18 protein-coding genes are annotated in these 21844 nt (G+C 37.9%); 11 read left to right on the forward strand and 7 right to left on the reverse strand.

Going from position 1 to position 21844, the window contains the following annotated elements:
* Positions 1–246: 246 nt before the first annotated feature.
* A complete protein-coding gene (locus BV906_RS06045) occupies positions 247–1572 on the reverse strand; it encodes a short-chain fatty acid transporter (protein ID WP_087972537.1) in 1326 nt (441 codons plus the stop codon).
* A gap of 172 nt (positions 1573–1744) precedes the next feature.
* Positions 1745–2149, reverse strand: coding sequence for a secondary thiamine-phosphate synthase enzyme YjbQ (locus BV906_RS06050; RefSeq protein ID WP_087972538.1), 405 nt, complete (start codon positions 2147–2149; stop codon positions 1745–1747).
* Between the two features lie 249 nt (positions 2150–2398).
* Here BV906_RS06050 and motA point away from each other — a divergent pair, with 249 nt between their 5' ends.
* The 7 genes from motA to BV906_RS06085 all read left to right on the forward strand — a co-directional run bounded on the left by motA (position 2399) and on the right by BV906_RS06085 (position 11171).
* Positions 2399–3184 carry a flagellar motor stator protein MotA gene (motA, locus tag BV906_RS06055; RefSeq protein WP_087972539.1) on the forward strand — a complete coding sequence of 262 codons (786 nt, stop codon included), beginning with the start codon at positions 2399–2401 and terminating at the stop codon, positions 3182–3184.
* A complete protein-coding gene (motB, locus tag BV906_RS06060; RefSeq protein WP_087972540.1) occupies positions 3177–3944 on the forward strand; it encodes a flagellar motor protein MotB in 768 nt (255 codons plus the stop codon). The genes motA and motB overlap by 8 nt, the downstream gene beginning before the upstream one ends.
* Before the next feature lie 174 nt (positions 3945–4118).
* A complete protein-coding gene (locus tag BV906_RS06065; RefSeq protein ID WP_087972805.1) occupies positions 4119–5813 on the forward strand; it encodes a methyl-accepting chemotaxis protein in 1695 nt (564 codons plus the stop codon).
* Positions 5814–5889: 76 nt separating this feature from the next.
* Entirely contained in the window at positions 5890–6354 is a 465-nt protein-coding gene (locus BV906_RS06070) for a chemotaxis protein CheX (protein ID WP_087972541.1), read from the forward strand.
* 239 nt (positions 6355–6593) lie between these two features.
* Positions 6594–8630: a chemotaxis protein CheA gene (locus tag BV906_RS06075; protein WP_087972542.1), complete on the forward strand. Its 2037-nt coding sequence runs from the start codon at positions 6594–6596 to the stop codon at positions 8628–8630.
* 18 nt (positions 8631–8648) lie between these two features.
* Positions 8649–9113 (forward strand): chemotaxis protein CheW, encoded by a 465-nt coding sequence (locus BV906_RS06080; RefSeq protein ID WP_087972543.1) that lies wholly within the window; start codon positions 8649–8651, stop codon positions 9111–9113.
* Positions 9114–9989: 876 nt separating this feature from the next.
* Positions 9990–11171: an MFS transporter gene (locus BV906_RS06085; protein ID WP_425435174.1), complete on the forward strand. Its 1182-nt coding sequence runs from the start codon at positions 9990–9992 to the stop codon at positions 11169–11171.
* 38 nt (positions 11172–11209) lie between these two features.
* Here BV906_RS06085 and BV906_RS06090 read toward each other — a convergent pair whose 3' ends face one another.
* On the reverse strand, positions 11210–12874 hold the full coding sequence (locus BV906_RS06090; protein WP_087972545.1) for an SLC13 family permease: 1665 nt from the start codon (positions 12872–12874) through the stop codon (positions 11210–11212).
* 617 nt (positions 12875–13491) lie between these two features.
* Between BV906_RS06090 and BV906_RS06095 the strand changes: the two genes are divergently transcribed.
* On the forward strand, positions 13492–14235 hold the full coding sequence (locus BV906_RS06095) for a Cof-type HAD-IIB family hydrolase (protein ID WP_087972546.1): 744 nt from the start codon (positions 13492–13494) through the stop codon (positions 14233–14235).
* A gap of 111 nt (positions 14236–14346) precedes the next feature.
* Here BV906_RS06095 and BV906_RS06100 read toward each other — a convergent pair whose 3' ends face one another.
* On the reverse strand, positions 14347–15369 hold the full coding sequence (locus BV906_RS06100) for a YeiH family protein (RefSeq protein ID WP_087972547.1): 1023 nt from the start codon (positions 15367–15369) through the stop codon (positions 14347–14349).
* A gap of 162 nt (positions 15370–15531) precedes the next feature.
* Here BV906_RS06100 and BV906_RS06105 point away from each other — a divergent pair, with 162 nt between their 5' ends.
* The 3 genes from BV906_RS06105 to BV906_RS06115 all read left to right on the forward strand — a co-directional run bounded on the left by BV906_RS06105 (position 15532) and on the right by BV906_RS06115 (position 17492).
* Positions 15532–16410, forward strand: coding sequence for a LysR family transcriptional regulator (locus BV906_RS06105; RefSeq protein ID WP_087972548.1), 879 nt, complete (start codon positions 15532–15534; stop codon positions 16408–16410).
* 78 nt (positions 16411–16488) lie between these two features.
* Positions 16489–16671: a cold-shock protein gene (locus BV906_RS06110; protein ID WP_087972806.1), complete on the forward strand. Its 183-nt coding sequence runs from the start codon at positions 16489–16491 to the stop codon at positions 16669–16671.
* A gap of 377 nt (positions 16672–17048) precedes the next feature.
* Complete coding sequence (locus BV906_RS06115) at positions 17049–17492, forward strand: IDEAL domain-containing protein (protein ID WP_087972549.1); 444 nt, start codon at positions 17049–17051, stop codon at positions 17490–17492.
* A 50-nt stretch (positions 17493–17542) separates the two neighbouring features.
* Here BV906_RS06115 and BV906_RS06120 read toward each other — a convergent pair whose 3' ends face one another.
* The 3 genes from BV906_RS06120 to BV906_RS06130 all read right to left on the reverse strand — a co-directional run bounded on the left by BV906_RS06120 (position 17543) and on the right by BV906_RS06130 (position 21591).
* Positions 17543–19561, reverse strand: a complete 2019-nt coding sequence (locus BV906_RS06120) for a penicillin-binding transpeptidase domain-containing protein (RefSeq protein ID WP_087972550.1) — start codon at positions 19559–19561, stop codon at positions 17543–17545.
* Positions 19562–19700: 139 nt separating this feature from the next.
* The gene (locus BV906_RS06125) at positions 19701–20675 is read right to left on the reverse strand and encodes an LCP family glycopolymer transferase (RefSeq protein ID WP_087972807.1); all 975 of its coding nucleotides are present in this window, start codon (positions 20673–20675) and stop codon (positions 19701–19703) included.
* Between the two features lie 310 nt (positions 20676–20985).
* Positions 20986–21591 carry a class D sortase gene (locus BV906_RS06130; RefSeq protein ID WP_087972551.1) on the reverse strand — a complete coding sequence of 202 codons (606 nt, stop codon included), beginning with the start codon at positions 21589–21591 and terminating at the stop codon, positions 20986–20988.
* Between the last annotated feature and the right edge of the window lie 253 nt (positions 21592–21844).

Here is a 21844-nt window from a genome sequence, read left to right on the forward strand (position 1 = left end):
GACGAATGAGTTGTAATTCGGGACAATTAATGACCTTTATAGAGTAGATAGGAAAATATGACTAAGCTTTACATACCAGCTAACGAAGAATAATATGGAAAGAAAACGAATAATAGCATATTTATTCGACAATTAGATAGAAGTAACTATGCTATAGGTACCAGTAAATTTTACAATTCATCAGACAGAAAAAAAGCAGTCGTCAAAAAAACATCCCTCGACTCCTGTGTGGGCGAGGGATGTTTTTTAGAATAATAACAAACCAATTGATATAGGGATCAGGCTAAATAGTAGTATCATGACACAGAATCCCATAATGTCACGAACTTTCAGGCCGGCTATTGCCAATGCAGGCAGTGCCCAGAATGGTTGAATCATGTTTGTCCATGCGTCTCCCCATGCAACTGCCATGGCGGTTTTTGCTGTGTCTGCTCCGGTTTCAAGAGCTGCTTGAATCATAATTGGACCTTGAACTGCCCATTGACCTCCACCTGAGGGAACGAAGAAGTTCACAATACCTGCACTTATAAAGGCAAAAAACGGCAGTGTATAATCAGTTGAAAAGCTGACGAACCATAATGACATTTGCTCCGATAAACCGGATGCAACCATCATCCCCATAATCCCTGCATAAAAGGGAAATTGAATAATGATTCCTCCCGCATTTTTAACACCTTTATTAACTGTATCCAGAAAACGTCTTGGTGTTTTATGAAGAATGATTCCAAGAAATAGGAAAATAAAATTGACGATATTGATATTTAAATCAAATCCGTTTGTCGCAAAATGATAGACAATATAAGCAAGTCCCATCAATCCGATTAAGAGAGAAACAATCTGGCTGTTTTCAAGCTTTTCAGCTGGTGTAGAAGGTAGTAATGTTTTTATTCCTTCCTCATTTTCGGAATCGGATTTCCATAATTGAGTATTCGTATTCGATAACGGATCTGTACCCTTTAATAAATAGCGATTAAAAAAAGGTAAGGTAATAACTAAAGCAAGTACCATAAATATATTAAAGGGACTGAATATAGTTTCTATCACAGGAATTGTTCCCATCGCATCCTCTAAAAAATGCCCAGGTGTCGCAATGGTTAAAGGGATGGAGGCGGAAAAACCACCATGCCAGACGAGAAATCCGCTATAGGCACTAGCGATTAACAAGCGATAGTCCACGGTGGGAACGCGTTTCGCAACATGGATGGCGAAGAGAGCGCCAACAACAAGTCCAAATCCATAATTAATCAAACAAGCAATACTGGCAACGAAAGTAACTAACATAATTGCCTGTCCAGGTGTATTTGCGAATTTACTAAGCTTCGCCAATATGTTTTTGACAAATGGCGTACTTGCTAAAATATAACCTGTAACAACAATCAATGACATTTGCATTGCAAAGGCTAGTAAATCCCAAAAACCAGTTCCCCAATGTTCAACCATCTGCACTGGTCCACTATCTGTAAAGAACACACCTAATAAAAACACGATAAAAGTTAAAATAATAGCAAATAGAAAAGCATCGGGTAAATAACGCTGGACCATCCGATCAAAAAATGAAGTTAACACTTTCAAAACATAATCCCCCCTAAATTAGTTTGTTTGCGCTTTCAGTGTTGTCGTTGATTTTGTGAGAAAAATATCAATCTAAAAACATAGTATAGTTGATTATATGCTTGTCATCAAGTGGAAATTCGCAAAACACTAATTATACTGTCTAATCCTTATTTATATGAAAACTACTTATCTAACCTTCCACTATCTTGACAACATACTTCCGGTTTCGTCTCGGTCCGTCAAACTCACAGAAGTAGACCCCCTGCCATGTACCAAGTACTAACTCGCCACCTGAAATGATAAGTGTCTGTACATGTCCAACAGTACTTACCTTTAGGTGGGATGCTGTATTTCCTTCTAGATGTCTATCTTTTACATGTTCCCACGGATAAACTTCATCCAGCCTCATCAACATGTCCCGTTTCACATCGGGGTCCGCATTCTCATTTACCGTAATACCTGCTGTTGTATGAAGAGAAGAGATAATCGCTATACCATCTGTTATACCTTCATCACGAATCCACCCTTCAATTTCTCCAGTAATATCCACCATTTCTGAATGTTTTTTTGTGTCTAATTCAAATGTCTTTAACATATAAAGTCACACATCCTCTCACTAAAAAATATAAGTTTATTCTACAGGAAATACGGGGTGCCTGTCACTCCCCGTATCTTGTCGAATAATCGTTATAGAGCTTCCACTATATGAGTGACGGCTAGTTTCGGCTTAGAGGAATGATTAATCAAAATATTCCACATTCCTGTGAATTACTACACAGATTACAAATTGAACCGATAAAAAGAGTAAGAACAATGGAATTTATATTCTAAAGGAGGTAGCCCCATGGATAAGACGTCAATTATAGGTTTATTATTAGGACTCATTGCGGTTGGAGTAGGGATGGTGCTGAAGGGTGTAAGTATCATGGCAATTGTGAATCCCGCAGCAATCCTAATCATCCTTTTAGGAACTGTTGCAGCGGTAACTATTGCTTTTCCTGCAAGTGTCCTAAAGAAAGTTCCTGCTCTATTTAAAATCCTTTTTACGGAACAAAATGAAACAGACACAAAAGAACTGATTGCAATATTCGGTGAATGGGCAAATCAGACGCGTAAAGAAGGCATTCTAGCACTGGAACAAAAGCTTGCTGAGGTAGATGACCCTTTTTTATCATCTGGATTACAACTTGCGATTGATGGGCAGTCTCCAGATTTTATAAAAGATATTATGCTTGAAAAAATAGATGCAATGGAGCAAAGACATGAGGAGGGTGCAGCTATCTTCTCTCAGGCTGGTACATATGCACCGACATTAGGAGTGCTTGGTGCGGTAATTGGACTGATTGCTGCATTAGGAGATATGTCAGACATAGATGCTCTCGGTCAAGCGATTTCTGCTGCATTTGTTGCAACCTTATTGGGAATTTTCACTGGTTATGTGTTATGGCATCCGTTTGCAAATAAATTACGCGAAAAGTCAAAAAAGGAAGTCTTGCAAAAGGAAATTATGATAGAAGGAATTCTTTCCATAACTACAGGAGATTCAAAAATGATTGTTAGAGAGAAACTTGGATCATTGCTTTCGAGTAAAGAATTGGCGGCAATAAAGCGGGCTGATACGAATGAGTAGAAGGAAAAAGAAGAAACAAGCCCATATCGATGAATCTTGGCTGCTCCCATATTCCGATTTGCTTACACTTCTAGTAGCGCTTTTTATCGTGTTATTTGCAATGAGTGATATTAACGTCCAAAAATATGAACAACTCGCTAGTGTGTTTCGTAGTGAATTCTCAAGCAGTGGAACTGGTATGTTAGAGCAAAACAATACACCGGTAGAATCCCCGCCAGCTGAAGAACTGCAGGAGGAAAAAAAAGAGGAAAAGGAATCGGACAGCAGATCACAGGCTGAAGGTGAACTTCTTCGATTGGAACAGTTGCAATCAATGATCCAACATTATATCTATGAAAGTAGTCTTACAGATCAATTGGGAACCGAGTTAACGGATGAAGGGTTACTAATCACAATTGTAAATGATGTTTTCTTTGACTCTGGCAGTGCAGAAGTTAAAGCAGAAGGACAGCAAGTTGCGCAGGATGTTTCCGAACTTTTACACACAGATCCACCATACCAAATTGTAATTAGTGGTCATGCGGATGATGTTCCAATTGGTATATCCGAATTTAGCTCCAACTGGGAACTTAGTGTTACAAGAGCACTCAATTTTATGCGGATTATTTTGGAGAACCAAAAGCTAGATCCCACGCTATTCAGTGCCAAAGGTTTCGGGGAGCATCAACCCATTGTACCAAATACTAGTGATGAAAATCGCGCAAAAAACAGACGAGTGGAAGTATTGATCCTACCAAACTATGAAATAAACATCCCTTAATAATCTAGTTCTGTTAGATGTCTATTTTAAAGACTGTTTTCACATAGATTGGGACTCCGCACTGCTCATACCAGCGAAATGACTTGTTGTTATCTAACCCGTTGTCGAGATAAACTGCGAACTAAGATAGGCAACTTAAGAGAAACTTACTAATATATGAAAGAAGGAAAAGTATTGAAGAAGTTATATAATTTTAAAAGTATTCGTTCAAGAGTTTTTTCTGGTTTTGCAGTTCTGATTATTCTCTTGTTTATTTTTATCTTATTTAATTCAACTATGATTCGTACTACAAATGAACAAACAAGGGAAATCATGGATTATCAACTATCCTTGCTGATTGTCGATGAAAACCTGGCGAATAATATGGCAATACGCGAAGCTTACTTAAGAGGCTATCTATTATTTGATGATGAAAATGAAAAGAATAAATTTAATGATTCACTTGCAGCGTCGTTTGAATTAGAAGAAGAATTACTGGCGTTAAATGACAGTAAAGAGAACAGGGAGCTTGTCGATAAAAAAATCGAATGGGGTACCCTGACAGATGAAATCATTGCACTATATGAAAATGGAAATCAAGATGAAGCACTAGATTTGATGATGAACGATCTAAGTCCACTTACAGATGAAATCATTGATTATATGCTCGCGGCAGCTAAAAACAGGGAAGCGATAATTACTGGTCTAGGTGATGATATTATTGAAAATGGCACATCAAACTTCACTACAATGATTGTATTCGGTGTAATTATAGTTATCGTAGCAATTGTCTCAGCATTACTTACAAGCAGAAGTATTACGAAGCCGATTAATGCTGTCATGCAACGGATGAAGTTAGTTTCTAGCGGAGATATTAGCCAAGAACCACTCGAAGTTTCGACAAAAGATGAAACCGGTCAGCTTATTATTTCAACGAATGAGATGAGCCAAGATTTAAAAAATATCGTTACAAAAATTAACGAAGTATCTGAACTTTTATCAAGTCAGGGGGAAGAACTAACAAGCTCTGCCAACGAAGTAAAGGCGGGTTCTGATCAGGTGGCAATCACGATGGATGAATTAGCGACTGGATCTGAAGCACAGGCAAACAGTGCGAGTGATTTAGCTAATGTTATGGGTATATTCTCTAAGAAGGTTGAGGAAGCAAAAGATAAGGGTGAAAGTGTTCATTCACATTCAAATAATGTCTTAGAAAAACTAAGAATTGGTGGCCAGCTTATGGCAAATTCTAACGATCAAATGAAGAAAATTAATCAACTCGTTAAAATTTCTGTTCAAAAGGTTCAAGGACTTGATTCACAATCACAGGAGATTTCCAAGCTGATTTCGGTTATTCAGGAAATTGCTGGGCAAACGAACTTGCTTGCTTTGAATGCAGCAATTGAAGCAGCAAGAGCTGGGGAACATGGTAAAGGTTTCGCTGTTGTAGCAGATGAAGTCCGGAAACTTGCTGAGCAGGTATCTGCTTCTGTAGGGGATATTACGGGAATTGTTGATACAATCCAGACAGAGACAAGTAGTGTAACAACTTCACTGGAAGGCGGTTATAAAGAAGTGGAACAGGGTACATATCAAATCCAGTCAACCGCTGAAATGTTAGAAGAAGTTGAAGTGTCTATAGGAACAATGGTAACAGACATTAATACGGTAATAGAAAATCTTTTGGAGATTGCAGATAGCACCAAACAGGTGAATAATTCCGTCGAAGAGATTGCCTCTGTTTCAGAAGAGTCTGCAGCAGGTGTCGAGGAAATTGCTGCTTCAACAGAACAAACAAGCAGTTCTATGGAAGAAGTTGCCGCAAGCACCGAACAGCTTGCAAATTCTGCAGAAGAATTAAATGATCTTATTCGACACTTTAAGTTATAGTACACTGGTTTAATTGCTAACGACTATATCCACTAGCCTGTCCGAGTAACAATTTTTTATTGAGGAGGATCTTCCATTGTCATTAACTATAAAAGAACGAAATCAGTCAGTTACAACATTGCTGAATGGTATGAACAAATCGCTTGCGTCAATTGTTCCGATGGACTATCAATTGTCAAAACCTGGATTGCTAGGGAAAACATTAAGTCTTCAATTTGGGGTTCTTATCGGTTTTACAGGAGCTTTAAGAGGTAAATTAATTCTAGCTGCAGATTTATCTGTTTTCGCATCCGTTGGGGAGGCCATGTTTGGTATGGTGGTTGAAGGTGAAATGCTCACATCATTTAGCGGGGAATTTGGTAACATGCTTGCTGGAAATCTTTCTACAACGATAGGAGATAACGGAATGGTAATAGATATCACAGCACCAACCATCATGCAAGGAAATACTAGATTATCAGGTTATGACAAGGCAATTCATCTTACTGCCAGTTTAATAAATACAGGGGATTTGGATATTTACTTACTATTGGACCAATAAAGTCTATTAAAACAGGAAACGAACGATTAATTACGTTTCCTGTTTTTTATTTAACTTCATGCTTGTATTTGTAATTTAAACTACATAAACCTAAATCGATTACCGATATAAAAAGTAGTATTTCAACTAAAATATTTGTAAGATTCAATTGTGAACAATAAGTTTATCAGCTATCCTTAAATAGATTCAGTAGAAAAGGCAGTTATACATAACGAATTAGTAGAGAAAGGAAATACGCTATGGAAGCAGATCAATATTTGGAAATGTTTTTGGACGAAAGCCGTGAACATTTACAAGCAGTAAATGATAATATACTTAAATTAGAAAAACAGCCCCACGATCTGGATCTCGTAAATGAAATTTTTCGGTCAGCCCATACATTAAAGGGAATGGCTGCTACGATGGGGTATGAGGATATCACATCCTTAACACATAAAATGGAAAATGTCCTAGACATGATTCGTAATCGTCAACTAACTGTTTCAACAACGATTATTGATATTGTTTTTTCAGCAATTGAATATTTGGAAGACATGGTAAAAGCTATCGGTGAAGGTAATGATGGGAAAAAGGATGTAACTGGATTAGTTCATCAACTAGATCAGATTGAAAAAGGTGGGCAAGTCACTACAGCTGCACAATCAAACACTGTAGAAGAAGAGAATTTGATTAACTTTGATGAACTCGGTCTTGATGAATTTCAGATTACGATAATTGAACAGGCAAAGGAGCAGGGATTTTCCCCTTATCAAATAACAGTTACATTGACGGATGAGTGTATTTTAAAAGGTGCACGTGCTTATATGGTTTTTGAGTCGTTGGAAGAGCAGGGGGAAATTATTCGTACCAACCCTTCTGTTGAAGAAATTGAAGAAGGCGACTTTGCCCAAAGCTTTTCTATAATTTTCCTTTCAAAAGAAGGAGTAGACATAATTAAAACGGTAATTGTAAAGGTTTCAGAGGTGAAAGAGGTGGAGATTAGCAATCTTGCCTCACTTTCAAACGTTAATCAACCAAGTAGTGATATGCCAGATTATGAAGAAGAGAATACGTCTTCCCAGATAATAAATGAAGAAACGGCAGCTACAATCGAAAAGACAACTCAGGCAGAGTCAAGCGGTCATACTTCTAAAACAATTCGCGTTAATCTGGAGAAAATTGATGATCTGCTGAATTTATTTGAGGAAGTGGTTATTGATCGAAGCAGATTAGAAGTGATTGCGGAAAGCCTCAGCAATCAGGCTCTAACGGATACAGTGGAGCATATGAGGCGTGTATCTACAGATATGCAAAGCCTTATATTGGCAATGAGAATGGTTCCGATTGAACAGGTATTTAATCGTTTTCCACGCATGATTCGTGGGCTTGCCAGAGATTTAAACAAAAAAATAAATCTTGAGATAATTGGTGCAGACACGGAACTTGATCGAACGGTTATCGATGAAATTGGAGATCCTTTAGTACACTTAATTCGTAACTCTGCTGATCATGGAATTGAATTACCAGAGATACGAAAACAGTCTGGAAAGTCTGAGGAAGGTAATTTAATATTACGGGCATTTCATAGTGGCAATCATGTCTTTATAGAAATTGAAGATGATGGTGCGGGAATCAATCGGGGAAAAGTTCAGGCTAAAGCAATTGAAAATGGACTTATTTCTGCTTCTGAGGCAGAAATATTAACAGATGATCAAATAGCTAATTTTATTCTTTCTTCCGGTTTTAGTACAGCGGACAAAGTATCGAACGTTTCTGGACGTGGAGTTGGACTTGATGTTGTAAAAAGTAAAATTGAATCACTTGGTGGTCAAATTACTATCGAGTCCAAAGCTGGAAAGGGAAGTGTTTTTTCCATCCAATTGCCATTAACACTTTCTATTATTGCAACCCTGCTTGTTAAGGTGAAGCAGGAAACCTATGCAGTTCCATTATCGAGTATTATTGAAACAGTCATACTCAAAAAAAAGCAGATGATGTATGCACATGGCAAGAAAGTGATGGACTTCAGGGGTAAGATTGTTCCACTTGTTTCCTTGGCAGCCGTATTTGACGTACAGGAAGAAGAGGAAAGCGATACGAACGTATACTCCGTTGTTATTGTAAAAAAAGGAGAAAAGCTTACCGGATTAATTGTGGATTCCTTTATTGGCCAGAAAGAAGTTGTTTTGAAATCACTTGGAAACTATTTGAAGGATGTTTTCGCAATTTCGGGTGCAACCATTTTAGGTGATGGTGAAGTCGCTTTAATCCTTGATCCGAATGCATTGATAAAGTGATATTAGGAGGTTTATAAATTGGCTGAGATAACTAAGTTCATTGTATTTAAAGTGCAGGACCAGTCTTTTGGAGTTAATGTCCAACAGGTTATATCGATTGAAAGAGTAAAGGAAATAACGCACGTCCCACGAACATCGCATTTTATTAAAGGGGTCATGGAATTACGAGGAGAAACTACCCCTATCATTGATTTGAAAGAAAGGCTTTTGCTTACTGAAACAGATATAACTGATGACAGTCGCATTCTCGTTGTTTCGGTACTGGATATGCAAGTAGGTTTGATTGTTGATGAAGCAACGGAAGTAAAAGATATTGATCAAGAGATGATCCAGCCAGCACCAGAATTAGTTGCTGGCGTTCATAATACCTTTATAAAAGGAGTAGCAAAAATAGATGGAAATCTATTAATTTTACTTGATTTGGAACGGATTGTAGATCTTGAAGAAACAAATGAATTACGTGAGGTAATTGTAGAAGAGTAAGTGATTGATAGCATGATAAAAGGGAGTACGAAGTTTAAAACTTTGTGCTCCCTTCATATTTTATTCTATGCCTTTACTTCGCAGTTGAGATAAAATGCGAAGTAACTGCTGGTTTTCTATCTGTATGCAGAAACTTCGGCGACGCTCTTGGACTTCGCTTTCCGCGGACGGCTGGTGAGCGAACTTGCGCTAAAGCGCTGCGTTGTCTCACCGATGCCTTTCCTCCCGCTGGAGTCTACGTATATTTCCCAGAGCTAGTTAGAAGTTGACAAATTATTAACTGAATTAGTGATTGTTAAAAAATCTGATTACTTCATCAGTCCGGGTGAGCGAAGGGCGGTGACTCCTGCGGGAAAAGCACGTGTCTGAAGACCCCACAGAGTGGTTTTCTCGAGGAGGGCTTGAGGCCGTGCCCTAAGGTCCGCATTCGCTCGTAGCGATCTCGGACGGCAGTAAAAGCACATACTAGCAGTTACTTCGCAGTTTATAGAAAGAGTACAGCATCATGTTAACCATCTGCTAATTAATTAGAAACCGTTCCCTAGATAGTTTGTTTGACAACTAAACTAATATAGAAATAGCAGTTCGTTAACTATTATTATTTCGTCAATAGAGATTAATATGTTGTTTAATTTTGAAAATAATAAAAACGTCATGGTAGCTTATTCGTGTAAGAAGCTGTATTTCCTGGGAAATATAGTAGGAAAAGCTGATAAATGTAGAATTTTGATGTAATCATCATAGTAAATTAATAGATCTATTTGTGGAGTGAAATACCTGTTTTCAAAGAAAGATTATAGTATACTATGTGAGTAAATATGTTCATCTATAATTAATAGGAAGTGGATCCAGATGGGGCAACCGTATAAGTACCGTATGAAGGATTTTTATTTTTGGAAAATAACATTAAGTTTAGCTTTTGCATCCTTTTTTGTTTTTGCAAGTATGTATGTTGTACAGCCTTTATTGCCATTATTTGTAAAGGAATTTGACGTTACTGTTTCTGCATCGACACTTACTTTATCCATGACGATTGTTGGGCTGATTATTGGGCTTATTATTTTAGGATTCTTTTCAGATAGGATGGGGAGAACTTATTTTATTAAACTTTCATTAATTGGTTCTGTTATTCCTTTCTTTTTGATTCCGTTATCAGAGTCCTTTTATATCATTGTGTTCCTGCGTTTTATTCAAGGTTTTGCATTGGCGGGTTTACCGGCTGCAGCGCTTGCCTATCTGAATGAGGAAATAGATAGGGGAAGTGTTGGTTTTGCCACCGCACTATACATATCTAGTAATGCATTAGGTGGTATGGCAGGAAGAGTATTTACCGGTTATTTAACCGACCGCTTTTCATGGGAAACAGCATTTTATGTTTTTGCGATCGTGGGAGTATTTGTTTCCATAGCAGTAATTCTATTGCTTCCAAAGTCAAGGTTCTTTGAAGCAAGCAAACTTCCGTTTAAAAAAGATATGGAAGGGATGGGCTTTCATTTAAAAAATCCAGCCATTCTGCTTACGATTGGAATAGGAGTTGTTCTGCAATTATCATTTACATCTATTTGGACATACTTGCCTTTTCATTTAGGATCTAAACCTTTTTCATTATCGATAGAAACAATTTCCTATACTTTTTTTGCTTATGGCTTGGGGGTTATTGGTGCTCCACTAGCTGGCTGGCTAGCGGGGAATCTTGGTTTAAAAAAAGTGCGCATTGCTGGAATACTCGTTATGACACTTGGAGCATGTATCACATTCAGTCAATCAGTTGCGATTATCGTCATCGGGTTATGTGTTCTATGCCTTGGATTCTTCACTGCCCATTCACTTACAGCAGCATCTGTAACAGAACAAGCAACACATCATAAAGGAAGTGCCTCAAGTTTATACTTAGTAGCTTATTATATTGGGGTTACGCTTGGAAGTTCGCTGGGGCCTTTATGGAACACTGCGGGATGGAATGGAATCGTATTATTAGCTGTACTATTGCCTCTCATCTATTTAACCTTTGTGGTTGGAATGCAGCAACGTATAAGTAAAAGAAACAGAAACAGCTAAAAGGAGCTATCTCATTGGAACCCCTTTTAGCTGTTATATTATTTAAATTCTGTTGGATAACCATTAATTTCAATTCCAAGAAATAGTGGAACAAGGAAATAAACAGTCAATGCTACTAACACGACACCTGTAATGTTTAACCAGAACCCTGATTTTGCCATATCCGGAATTCTCAGATAGCCTGATCCAAAGACAACCGCATTTGGTGGGGTTGCAACTGGAAGCATAAAGGCACAGGATGCAGCTAATCCGGCGGCTGTCATCAGTACAAATGGATGCATATCAATCGCTAAAGCCAGTGCTGCCATAATTGGATACATCATTGTAGCTGTTGCCGTATTTGATGTAATCTCTGTCAGGAAAATAACAAGCGCAGTAACCGCAATAATAATCACAAACACATTTACACCCTGCAAGGCAGTCAGCTGATTTCCAATCCATTCTGAAAGGCCAGATGATGTAAACCCTGCAGCGATTGCAAGACCACCACCAAACAGTAAGAGAATGCCCCAAGGCAGTTTCACAGCACTTTCCCAGTTCATTAAATAATCACCTTTAATATTTTTGGAAGGAATAATAAAGAGTAATAATGCGGCCGCAATAGCAATGATAGCATCATTAATATAAGGATTTATTTGATTTAATATAAATGTACGTGAAATCCATGAGAAAGCTGCCAATATAAATATGACAAATACCATTTTTTCTTCATAGGAAGCTTTTCCAAGTTTCTGCTTTTCCTCATCGATAATTTTTCTTCCACCAGGTAATGATTTTAACTTAAGTGGAAAAGCCATCTTTGTTAGATAAACCCACGCTAGGATAATGAATGCCCATGCGAAAGGAACCCCAAATAGCATCCATCTGGCAAATGAAATTTCCACACCATACAATTCATTTACAGTGCCTGCAAGAATTACGTTCGGTGGAGTTCCGATTAACGTTGCCATCCCTCCGAGGGAAGCAGAATAAGCAATACCGAGCATCAATGATTTCCCGAATGCAAAATTCTCTTTGGACGTATCTATCTGAGAATCATTTTTTAACGCATCGGAAACTTGATAAATAATGGCCAATCCAATTGGAACCATCATCATTGCTGTTGCCGTATTGGAAATCCACATAGATAAAAATCCGGTTGCAACCATAAATCCGAGAACAATTCGATCTGTATTTGTACCCATTACCGAGATAATACTGATGGCTATTCTTCTATGTAAATTCCATCTTTCCATTGCCAATGCTAGAATAAAGCCTCCCATAAATAGGAAAATAGTGTCACTACCATATGCAGAAGTAGTTGCACCGATGTCCATTCCGTTTGTCATCGGAAATAGAATAATTGGCAGTAAAGCAGTGGCTGGGATGGGAATTGCCTCCGTCATCCACCATACAGCCATCCAGATTGTCGTTGCCAGAACGGCCACCCCTTCATCTGATAATCCTTCTGGGGATATAAAGAATAAGGTAATGAAAAATAGTAATGGTCCTAAAATCAATCCGGTAAGCTGTATTGGTTTATAAGGTCGTTTATTACTACTGCCATTTCCGCCTTCATCATTCTTTCCATTTAATTTGGAATCATGATCTGCTTTATTCTCTCTTTTTTTCTCCATTGTTTCAGTTGATTCTACGAAAAAACGGAACATATCCTTTACTTGATCATGTTTTACCCATAACCAATTCCATGTTGCAGAAATCATATAAAGCCCCCCTTTGAGATTCAAGTAAATTATACAATTATTCTAGGAATCTAACAAGATAATTGTATTCGTTTTCATTTGATATACTTATATATTGTATATCCGTGTTCGTTAGGATAACTGAGATTTTTAGTGTGAAAATAGTGAATATAAAACGATACTAGCGAGAACATTTATTGCAATGGCGGGAATTGTTGACCTGATAGTGGTAGACTTGCCTATCCCGTGGTATATATACAAAAAATAGGAGAAAAATGGTTTTCTTATCGTTTTGGCTCAACCTCTGGTAAAATAGGTTACAGATATAGAATTACATCTTGATTTTCATTTTGAATTGGAATATTTACTGTTGAGATTCTTGTCTGGCCTGCAATCTCAATACTTGCAAACAAACTCGCTCCAAAGTGGCGCAAAGGTTTTTTTTCAAGGCATTGTGGATAGTATAGCCTCTGTTGGTAGAATAATTGGGCTGTTGTTGATGGTTTTACCGTTGATTTTTATAATTTTGACTTACTATTTATTTTTTCGGTTTGCCATACTGCTGATCCCTTTTGTTAGGACAGATTTCATGATTAACTATTAAATAAAAAAACAATTGTAGAAAAGGGAGTATTTTGATGACAGAACAAAAACATGACATAAAGCTTATTGCACTGGATATGGATGGGACGTTACTATCAAGTGACCACAAAATATCAGAACGTACGGAAAAAGTAATTAAAGATGCGCAAAATCAAGGAACTCATGTTGTTCTTAGCACAGGACGAGGATTTCATAATTGTTATCCATATGCTGAACAATTGAAATTGCAATCCTACCTGATTACTGCCAATGGGGGCCAGATTTGGACAGTAGAAAAAGAACTGCTTGACCAACATTTATTGGAAACTGCGCTCATTGAGAAGTTGTATAATATTGGTACCCAGGTTGGCGTTAATATGTGGATGATTTCCACGAGTGGCGTTTTCCGCGGGGAAGCACCGAAGAATTTTTATGATTATGAATGGCTGAAATTTGGCTGTGAATCACAGGATAAGCAAAAGTTAGATATTATGATCCAGGAGCTTTCCCATTATGAGGGACTTGAATTGACAAACTCACTTCCTACAAATATCGAAGCAAATCCTAAAGGTGTCAGCAAGGCTAGAGCCCTGAATTTTCTTTGTGACAAGATAGGGATAACGATGAAGGAAGTTATGGCAGTTGGCGATAGCCTTAATGATATTAAGATGATTCAAGAAGCTGGAATAGGCGTGGCAATGGGCAATGCCCAGGTAGCAATTAAAAAAGTTGCAAACTTCACAACGGACACTAATAATGAAGACGGCGTCGCTAAAGCAATCGAAAAATATGTTCTATAACAAACGGAGGAGTGCCTGTCACTCTCCGTTTTTTTATAGAATTCTGTCGAGGGGTACGCAGGTCTCAAACGGCCAAATTAAACCTGCTGTCCTCGGATTTATAACTATCAATTAAATTCCTGCTATCCAATACATCAACACAGAAACAGCAACCGAAGCAATGAGCATGGCCAATAGTGGACGCATTGCTTTATTTTTAACTTCCTTCAGATCCACATTCAATCCGAGTCCAACCATTGCCGAAGTAAGGATGAATGTGGTAACGACGCTAATAGAATCCATCACTCCATTTGATACTGGGATAATATCCCCCAATACATAACTACCAAATAGACTCATTGCAATGAATCCGAGCAAAAACATTGGGAATTTAACTTTTGCATCATCTGTCTCACCATCCGTTGATTTACGGTTTTTCATCCATAAAATCAATACAAAGCATACTGGTACAAGTAGGAAAACACGTGCAAGCTTAGCGAGTAATGCCATGGCGAGTGCTTCTTCACCAGCAGGTTCTGCAGCAAGGGCAACATGTGCTAATTCATGTAAGGCGAGTCCCGACCAAATGCCGTATTGTACATCTGAAATAGGCAGTAGTGGTAGCAGCAAGGCGTAAATAATTGAAAATACAGTGCCTACCAATGCGATGATTCCAACACTAATTGCTGTATCTTCGTCTTTTGCCTTTACAATTGGTGCCACAGCAGCAATTGCCGCCGCACCACAGATTCCTGTACCAATACCGAGCAACAAAGCAATTTGAGAATTACCCTTAAATAGTTTTGCTAAGTAGAGTGTCACCAAAATAGCAAATACAATTGTTATCGCAGCTTTGACTAATAGAATTATGCCATCCTCAAAAATCACATCAATATTTAACTTCAAACCATATAAAATAATAGCAAATCGTAATAAATATTTAGATGAAAATTGAATACCGTGACGAAAATATGCAGGATAACCAAATAATTGTCGATATCCAATCGCTATTAGAATTGCACATGCAAGTGGCCCAACGCGATCAAAACCTGGAATAAATGAAAGCAAATATCCAAGCAGCGCAAAAATAAATGTAAACGCAATACCTAATAATAGCTTTTTCAAGTGTGCAGCATCATTGATGAACGTACCCATGAACTTTACCTCTTTTCTACTTCTCCTAGTATAATTTTTTTACTTGCATAAGGAAAATAAATTATTATAATTACTATGATAAGCTAAACTTATAGTAAAAACATTTCATGATATATTCTACAAAATTCGGGGAGTGACAGACAAACGAAATGGAGGGGTAGTGTGGATCAGCATTTGATTGTTTTTAGGGAAGTGGCTGAGCGTAAAAACTTTTCTCGTGCGGCTGAGGCTTTACATATGTCTCAGCCTGCAGTCAGTCAATATATCGCATCCTTGGAAAAGGAGCTTGGTGTTCGACTATTGGAGAGAAGTAATAAATTTGTGGAGTTGAATAAAGCAGGAAAGATTGTCTATCAGTATACACAGCAAATTTTACGTAGTTATGATCAAATGCAGACACTCGTATTCGATTTAAAAAATGAACCAAGTGGAGAACTGAAAATTGGTGCGAGCTATACGATTGGAGAATATGTACTTCCAAAGCTTCTAGCAAGATTACAGGAAGAATACCCTAATATTGTGCCCGAAGTATCTATTGGAAATACAGATGAAGTCGGTTTACAACTGCTGCATCATGATATAGATATAGGTCTCATTGAAGGAAATTACACACATCCACAATTCTCTTCCCTGCAATTTGACGTGGACAAAATGTATATAATCGTAGCGAATCGACCATCCTTAATGATAGAAGAACAAATATCCATAAAAGATTTGGAAAACGAAACCTGGATTATTCGAGAATCAGGTTCAGGGACACGCAGGGTACAGGAGGATTTCTTCAGAAAGCACCATCTTAAGCCAAAACGAACTTTAACATTTGGTAGCACACAGACAATTAAAGAAGGCGTTGAGGCGGGTTTAGGCATTAGCCTGCTTTCCGATTTAACTTTTGCAAAGGAAATTCAATTGAATAAGATTCAGAAGCTTATTGTTGAAGGTACACCAATTAATCGGAAGTTCTCCATTATAAAAAATCATCATGAGTTTCAATCAAAGGCATTGCAAGTATTTGAAGAGCTTGTTAAGCAAATAATTTAAGCAGGTTCCTTAGGATGCCCTTACATTGTTGCTCGAAAAGGAGTATAATGGAAGAGTAGAATGAAAGGGGATGCTATTATGTCATTTTCTAGAGGACCAAAAGAACCGGTTCCACAGGTGGAAACGAATGTATGGTCATGCACAAGTGACGATTGTCAGGGCTGGATGAGAGAAACTTTCAGCTTTAATGAGGAGCCAGCGTGCCCACTTTGCAAATCGAGGATGGAACGTGAAGTTCGTGTTATTCCAGAGATGAAATAGAAAATAGTGTCTCAGAAGAAGCTGAAGTTATCATAACATAGTATCTATAGTTATTAGTTAAGAACGTTGGATTTCCAACGTTTTTTCTTTAACTTCAGTTTGAGTTATGATAATCCCTAATTCATTTTTTAAAAGTTTTTTTACTTAATTATTGGAATAGTTACACACTTCATGTTATATTATAGAAAAAGGGGGTACAATAAGTTAAATATCAATTATTTGTAATCGCTTACAACTTGTGTGGGTTTTCTTGATAACTTACGATTAGGGAAGTGCTTGGATAATTTTCTTCTTGTATTTCATTCAAAATTCATGTAAGATAAATTAACAGAATATTTAGATTGGTAATGCGAATTATAAATTAGGAGGTGGAATCGATGGTAACTGTCAAGATGCTTAAACCGTATTACGTTAAAACAGAAGAAAAGTATGTTCGAATCATTTTGGCGTATCAGTATTTTTCGGTCATGATCAATAAGAAAGTCTATCAATTCATTCCTGTTGAGGCCAATGAAATACGGATTAATCGAAAAACAAAGAGGGTAGAGAATACAGATGCGATCTTTGCTTTTCAAAATGGTAAAGATGTTGTAAATGTCCCGATGGCTAAACTCATCTCCATCCCTGATTTTCTCAAGCAATTGCATTCGATTGCTGAATCGTATTACCACAATGAGTCTACTATAAGTAAGACAGACCAAGAGAAAGCTACCCATCTTTTTATTCATGAGCTGGAAAGAGATAATATTAAAAGACTCATTGACATGGCACTCGACGCTCGTGATGAGAACGCTTTCAAGGAATTGGTGGAATTATTATAATTAAAAAATCTACTCCGCAACGAAGGGAGTAGATTTTTTTGATCCTAAACCTATTTAATCTGTGATAAGACGTCAGTCACTTTTTGAATTGCAATTCCACCTTCTTTCGTATGTGTTTCTTCAACCATCATCGCTATAAGGATATTCGGATCATCTGTCGGATACCCAACAAACCAACCGTTCTCCGCGCCGGATTCTTTATCGGAAAGCTTTAACTCGGCAGTACCGGTTTTACCTGAAATTGGGAAGTCTGCATCTTGAGCTTTTTTCGCTGTACCTTCTGTTACGACTTTTCTTAGGATATCTTGAATGGCTGTTGCTTGATCAGGTGTAATTAATCCATCTTGCCAAACTTGAGCTGTTTCTTCACTTGTCAAGAACGTTGGTTTTATCAAATTTCCGTTATTCAAAAATGGCGTGTACGTTACTGCCAAATGAAATGCACTCATTTCCAATTCACCTTGGCCGTAGCTTGCGTTTGCAAGTAAGACCTCATCATTTAAATCACCATCTGAAGAAATGGTTGACATCGTGATTGGGTATTCAAATGGAAGTTCCTCCCCAAATCCGAAATCTTTTAGCCCACTGACATAGGCATCCGCGCCCATTTCAACTGCTTTTCTTGCAAAAAAGATATTATCAGAACGTACTAATGCATCTTCCAAGTCTACAGGCCCATTAGAAGTAGATACCCTTGTAACTTCATAATCACCCCAGCCTTCACCATTACTCCATGTTAACCCATTAATTTCTATTCCCTCACCAAGTTTGATACTTTCGTTTTTTAATCCAATCGCACCAGTGACCGGTTTAATGACCGACCCTGGAGCATATGTGGCAGCAAACCGATTAATTAGTGGCTTTTGTTCGTCATTTTCAAGTCGTTCCCATAAATCTCCAGATGTTCCATATAAAATTTCATTTGGATCAAATGCAGGGCTGCTAACAAGTGCTAACGTTTCACCGGTTAGCGGATTAATCGCTGCAGCTGTTCCAGCATCTTCTCCGTATGATTGGAATAACTTTTCCTGTATATTGACATCGATTGTTACGCTTACTGTTTCACCATCTTGGACAGGTGTTTCAGCTAGTATAATTTCTTCCTGTCCTTCTTTATTAATCGTGACTTTAACTCCTTTTTTCCCTTTAAGCTGCTCTTCATAAAGTGCCTCAAGACCGCGCGAACCAATTTTATCATTTGCACTATATTGTCCAGGATCTAGATCTTCTAGATCATCCGCTGTGATATCGCGAATATATCCAACGAGATGTCCCGTTGCTTCATGGGCAGGGTATACACGACCGGTTGTTTCTCGGCGCTGGACGCCATCTATTGCCATTAACTGGGGGAGAAGTTCCTCATCAGAAGGGAGTACGCTTTTTAGCGGCACAAATAAATTATCTTCTACCCAACCGGCATTAAGTGCTGTATCAACTGCATCTGGACTCATGCCGAGCAAATTCGCTATTCGATCTTTTGACTGTTCTGCATTGGTTCCAAGCTCACCAGGAATAACACCGATTTCATAAACCGTATCATTGATGGCTAAAGGTATTTGGTTGCGGTCGAGAATCTCCCCACGCTTCGGGTTGATTGTTTCAATAGCAATATCCCCGCCGTCTTTTAATGGTGGGAAAATAAATCCAGGATTCCAACTGACATACCAATTCAATTCCTCTTCTTCGCTATCTTCTCCCTCCTGGATAAGAGTCGCTTCATAATCAAATGTAATCGGCCCGGCCACTGTTTCCATGTTTACTGTAAAAGGGATCGTGGCCTTTCCTTCTTCCATCGCCAATTCAAGCTTCTCTTTGTTTAATTCTTCAACGTCTATCTGCAAATCAGTAACGTTTAAGTCCTGATAAATTTTTCCGGTTCGTAATGTGGACGCATCTTCTGGATACGTTTCTGTTGCTGTCGTGGAAAACATCCCAAACATTTCTTCAAACTCCTGTTCACTCCATAACTTTACATAGTCATTAAACCGCTCATTCGGTGTAACCTGATCATCATTCGAACATGCAGTAAGAATAAGTGGAATAATAAGTAATAATAATAGTCGCTTCATAAAGTAGACCCCCAAAAAAAATTTCTGAATCTAGTATAACACTATCAACTTGCTGAAATGGAAGCATAAGAACCGTCCCATGCTTCCAAATAAACGAAAAGCCACGCTGTTTTAGTAATACACAGGTGACTTGTTGCTTTTAGTTTGCTTCCATATGATTTGTAATCTCGGTAGTGATGCGGTTGAATTCAGATTCTGGAACGTTATAATACCAAACGCCACCAATTGTTTGTCCGGAACCATTGATTTCCATTGTCGTTACATTTTTGCGTGCTCCGGCATAGCCAGTGACAAGTGTTTGTATCTTGTCCATATCCAGGTTTGTTTGTACATTGCCACCTAAGATGTTAAGGAATTCTCCAATTTTAGTGATACTATTAAAGCTAGCAGCTTCATTCATGGCAGCAGTGATTACTTTTCGCTGCCGTTCATTTCTACCCATGTCACCACGTGGATCTTCATAGCGCATTCGAATATAGCTTAATGCCTCTTCACCGTTCAATGTAATTTGTCCTTCAGGATATGTGCGACCATCTTGTGTGAAAGCAAAATCATTCGTTACAGTCACACCACCCAATGCATCAACCCCTTGTTGGAAACCTTCCATATTTACTCTTGCATACGCATGAATAGGAAGGTCGAACGTTTCTTCAACCGTTTGAACCGATAATTCTGTTCCACCGAAAGCATAGGCATGGTTAATCTTATCCATACCACGACCAGGAATATTTACATACGTATCCCTTGGAATGCTCAACATAATCATGGACTCCGTGTTCGGATTAACAGATAAAAGGATCATTGTATCAGATCGTCCCTTGTCACCAGAACGCTCATCCACACCAAGTAAAAGTATATTAACGGATTCTGTTTCTTTGAAAATATTATTTACTTCTTTTTGTCTTTCTGGATCTTTATCCCGTGCTAATGGATTATGCATTGTTTCGACCGTGGCACCGACCTGATTCCAAACATAGAAACCAAATCCTCCGATCAGTAGAACTAATGCCAGGAATATTCCACCAACCCAATAAGGCCATTTGCGTTTTTTCTTAACTTGTCTCTTTTCTGCTCTTGACACGACTCGTATTCTCCTCTGTACATATGATTCCATCAAAATGGATTATAAGACTTTTTAACTAGTAAAATGGTGCAACTGGCTACTATCTGTAGAAGCGAAAATTTAGGCATTCGCCCAAAAGTTTGGCGAATCCTATATTATTAAAATATCGAATCTTGGATAAATTATATCTGAAATGACGAATATAGTCTATGGAAAATTGAAGAATTTAATAACATGAGGTTTACTATTAGAGAGAGAGATAGTTATAACTACAATCAATGCAAAATTATAGTAAGTGGTAAAAAGATATTATTTTCACCACCTTATCGTAATTCTTCTCGAATAGACTAGTAGGAAGGTTTTACTTCTCTATTTCTTTATTAACTGGCATTGCTGTAATGATATACCTATCTGGTGCACTGCCGATAAAGGAAAAAGGGTAGCATGTCGTTATTGTCAGTACCTCTTCATCATGTGGAACGATTATGGTACGATCATCTGCATCAACAATCTGCGTTTTAGTGATTTTATAGAAAAAATCACCATAAGATAATTTTAACGTTAGAATATCACCAATCTCCAGTTCACCCATTCGACGAAAGACCGTATCACGATGTCCCGAAAGAACAATCTGATCATTTTGAAGTGGATATGCCGTGCCGCCATAATGCCCGACCCCTTTTGCCAAATCATCCTCATGTGTTCCTTCGACGATTGGAAGGTCTGCTTCTAGTTTTGGAATATGCAAGAGTCCGACTGTCTCACCTGTTACCGGAGAAAACTCTTCAGCTAACTCCACTTGTTGGATGGGATTAGTTTCCTTGATCGTTTTTTCTTTCACGTCCAGTAAAGATTGTGCCTCTGACATACTTTCACTTTGTGCGCTTTCTGTTTCGTACCACTGGAAACCGCTGTAAGCAATTATTACTAATCCAACAGTAATCAATAAAATAGAAAACTTCTTCATAGGGCATGCTCCTCATACTTATGATTAAATTTAATATCTAAAACTTTTTTAATCTATAAAGTTATTTTTTTAACGCATGCCTTCCATTCGGATTGGATTGCGTACACTAAAGGTTCTTTTGTTCATTATAACGAAAATAAATAATATAAAAAAATTCATAAATTTAAGTAAAATAAAGTATAAAGGAGATAATGAAAGATTGGTGTTCTTTATAACGTATAAACGACTGAATTTGAAGGTTTTCATTCTAGGA

This window comes from Oceanobacillus rekensis (assembly GCF_002153375.1).
Lineage (GTDB): Bacteria > Bacillota > Bacilli > Bacillales > Amphibacillaceae > Oceanobacillus > Oceanobacillus rekensis.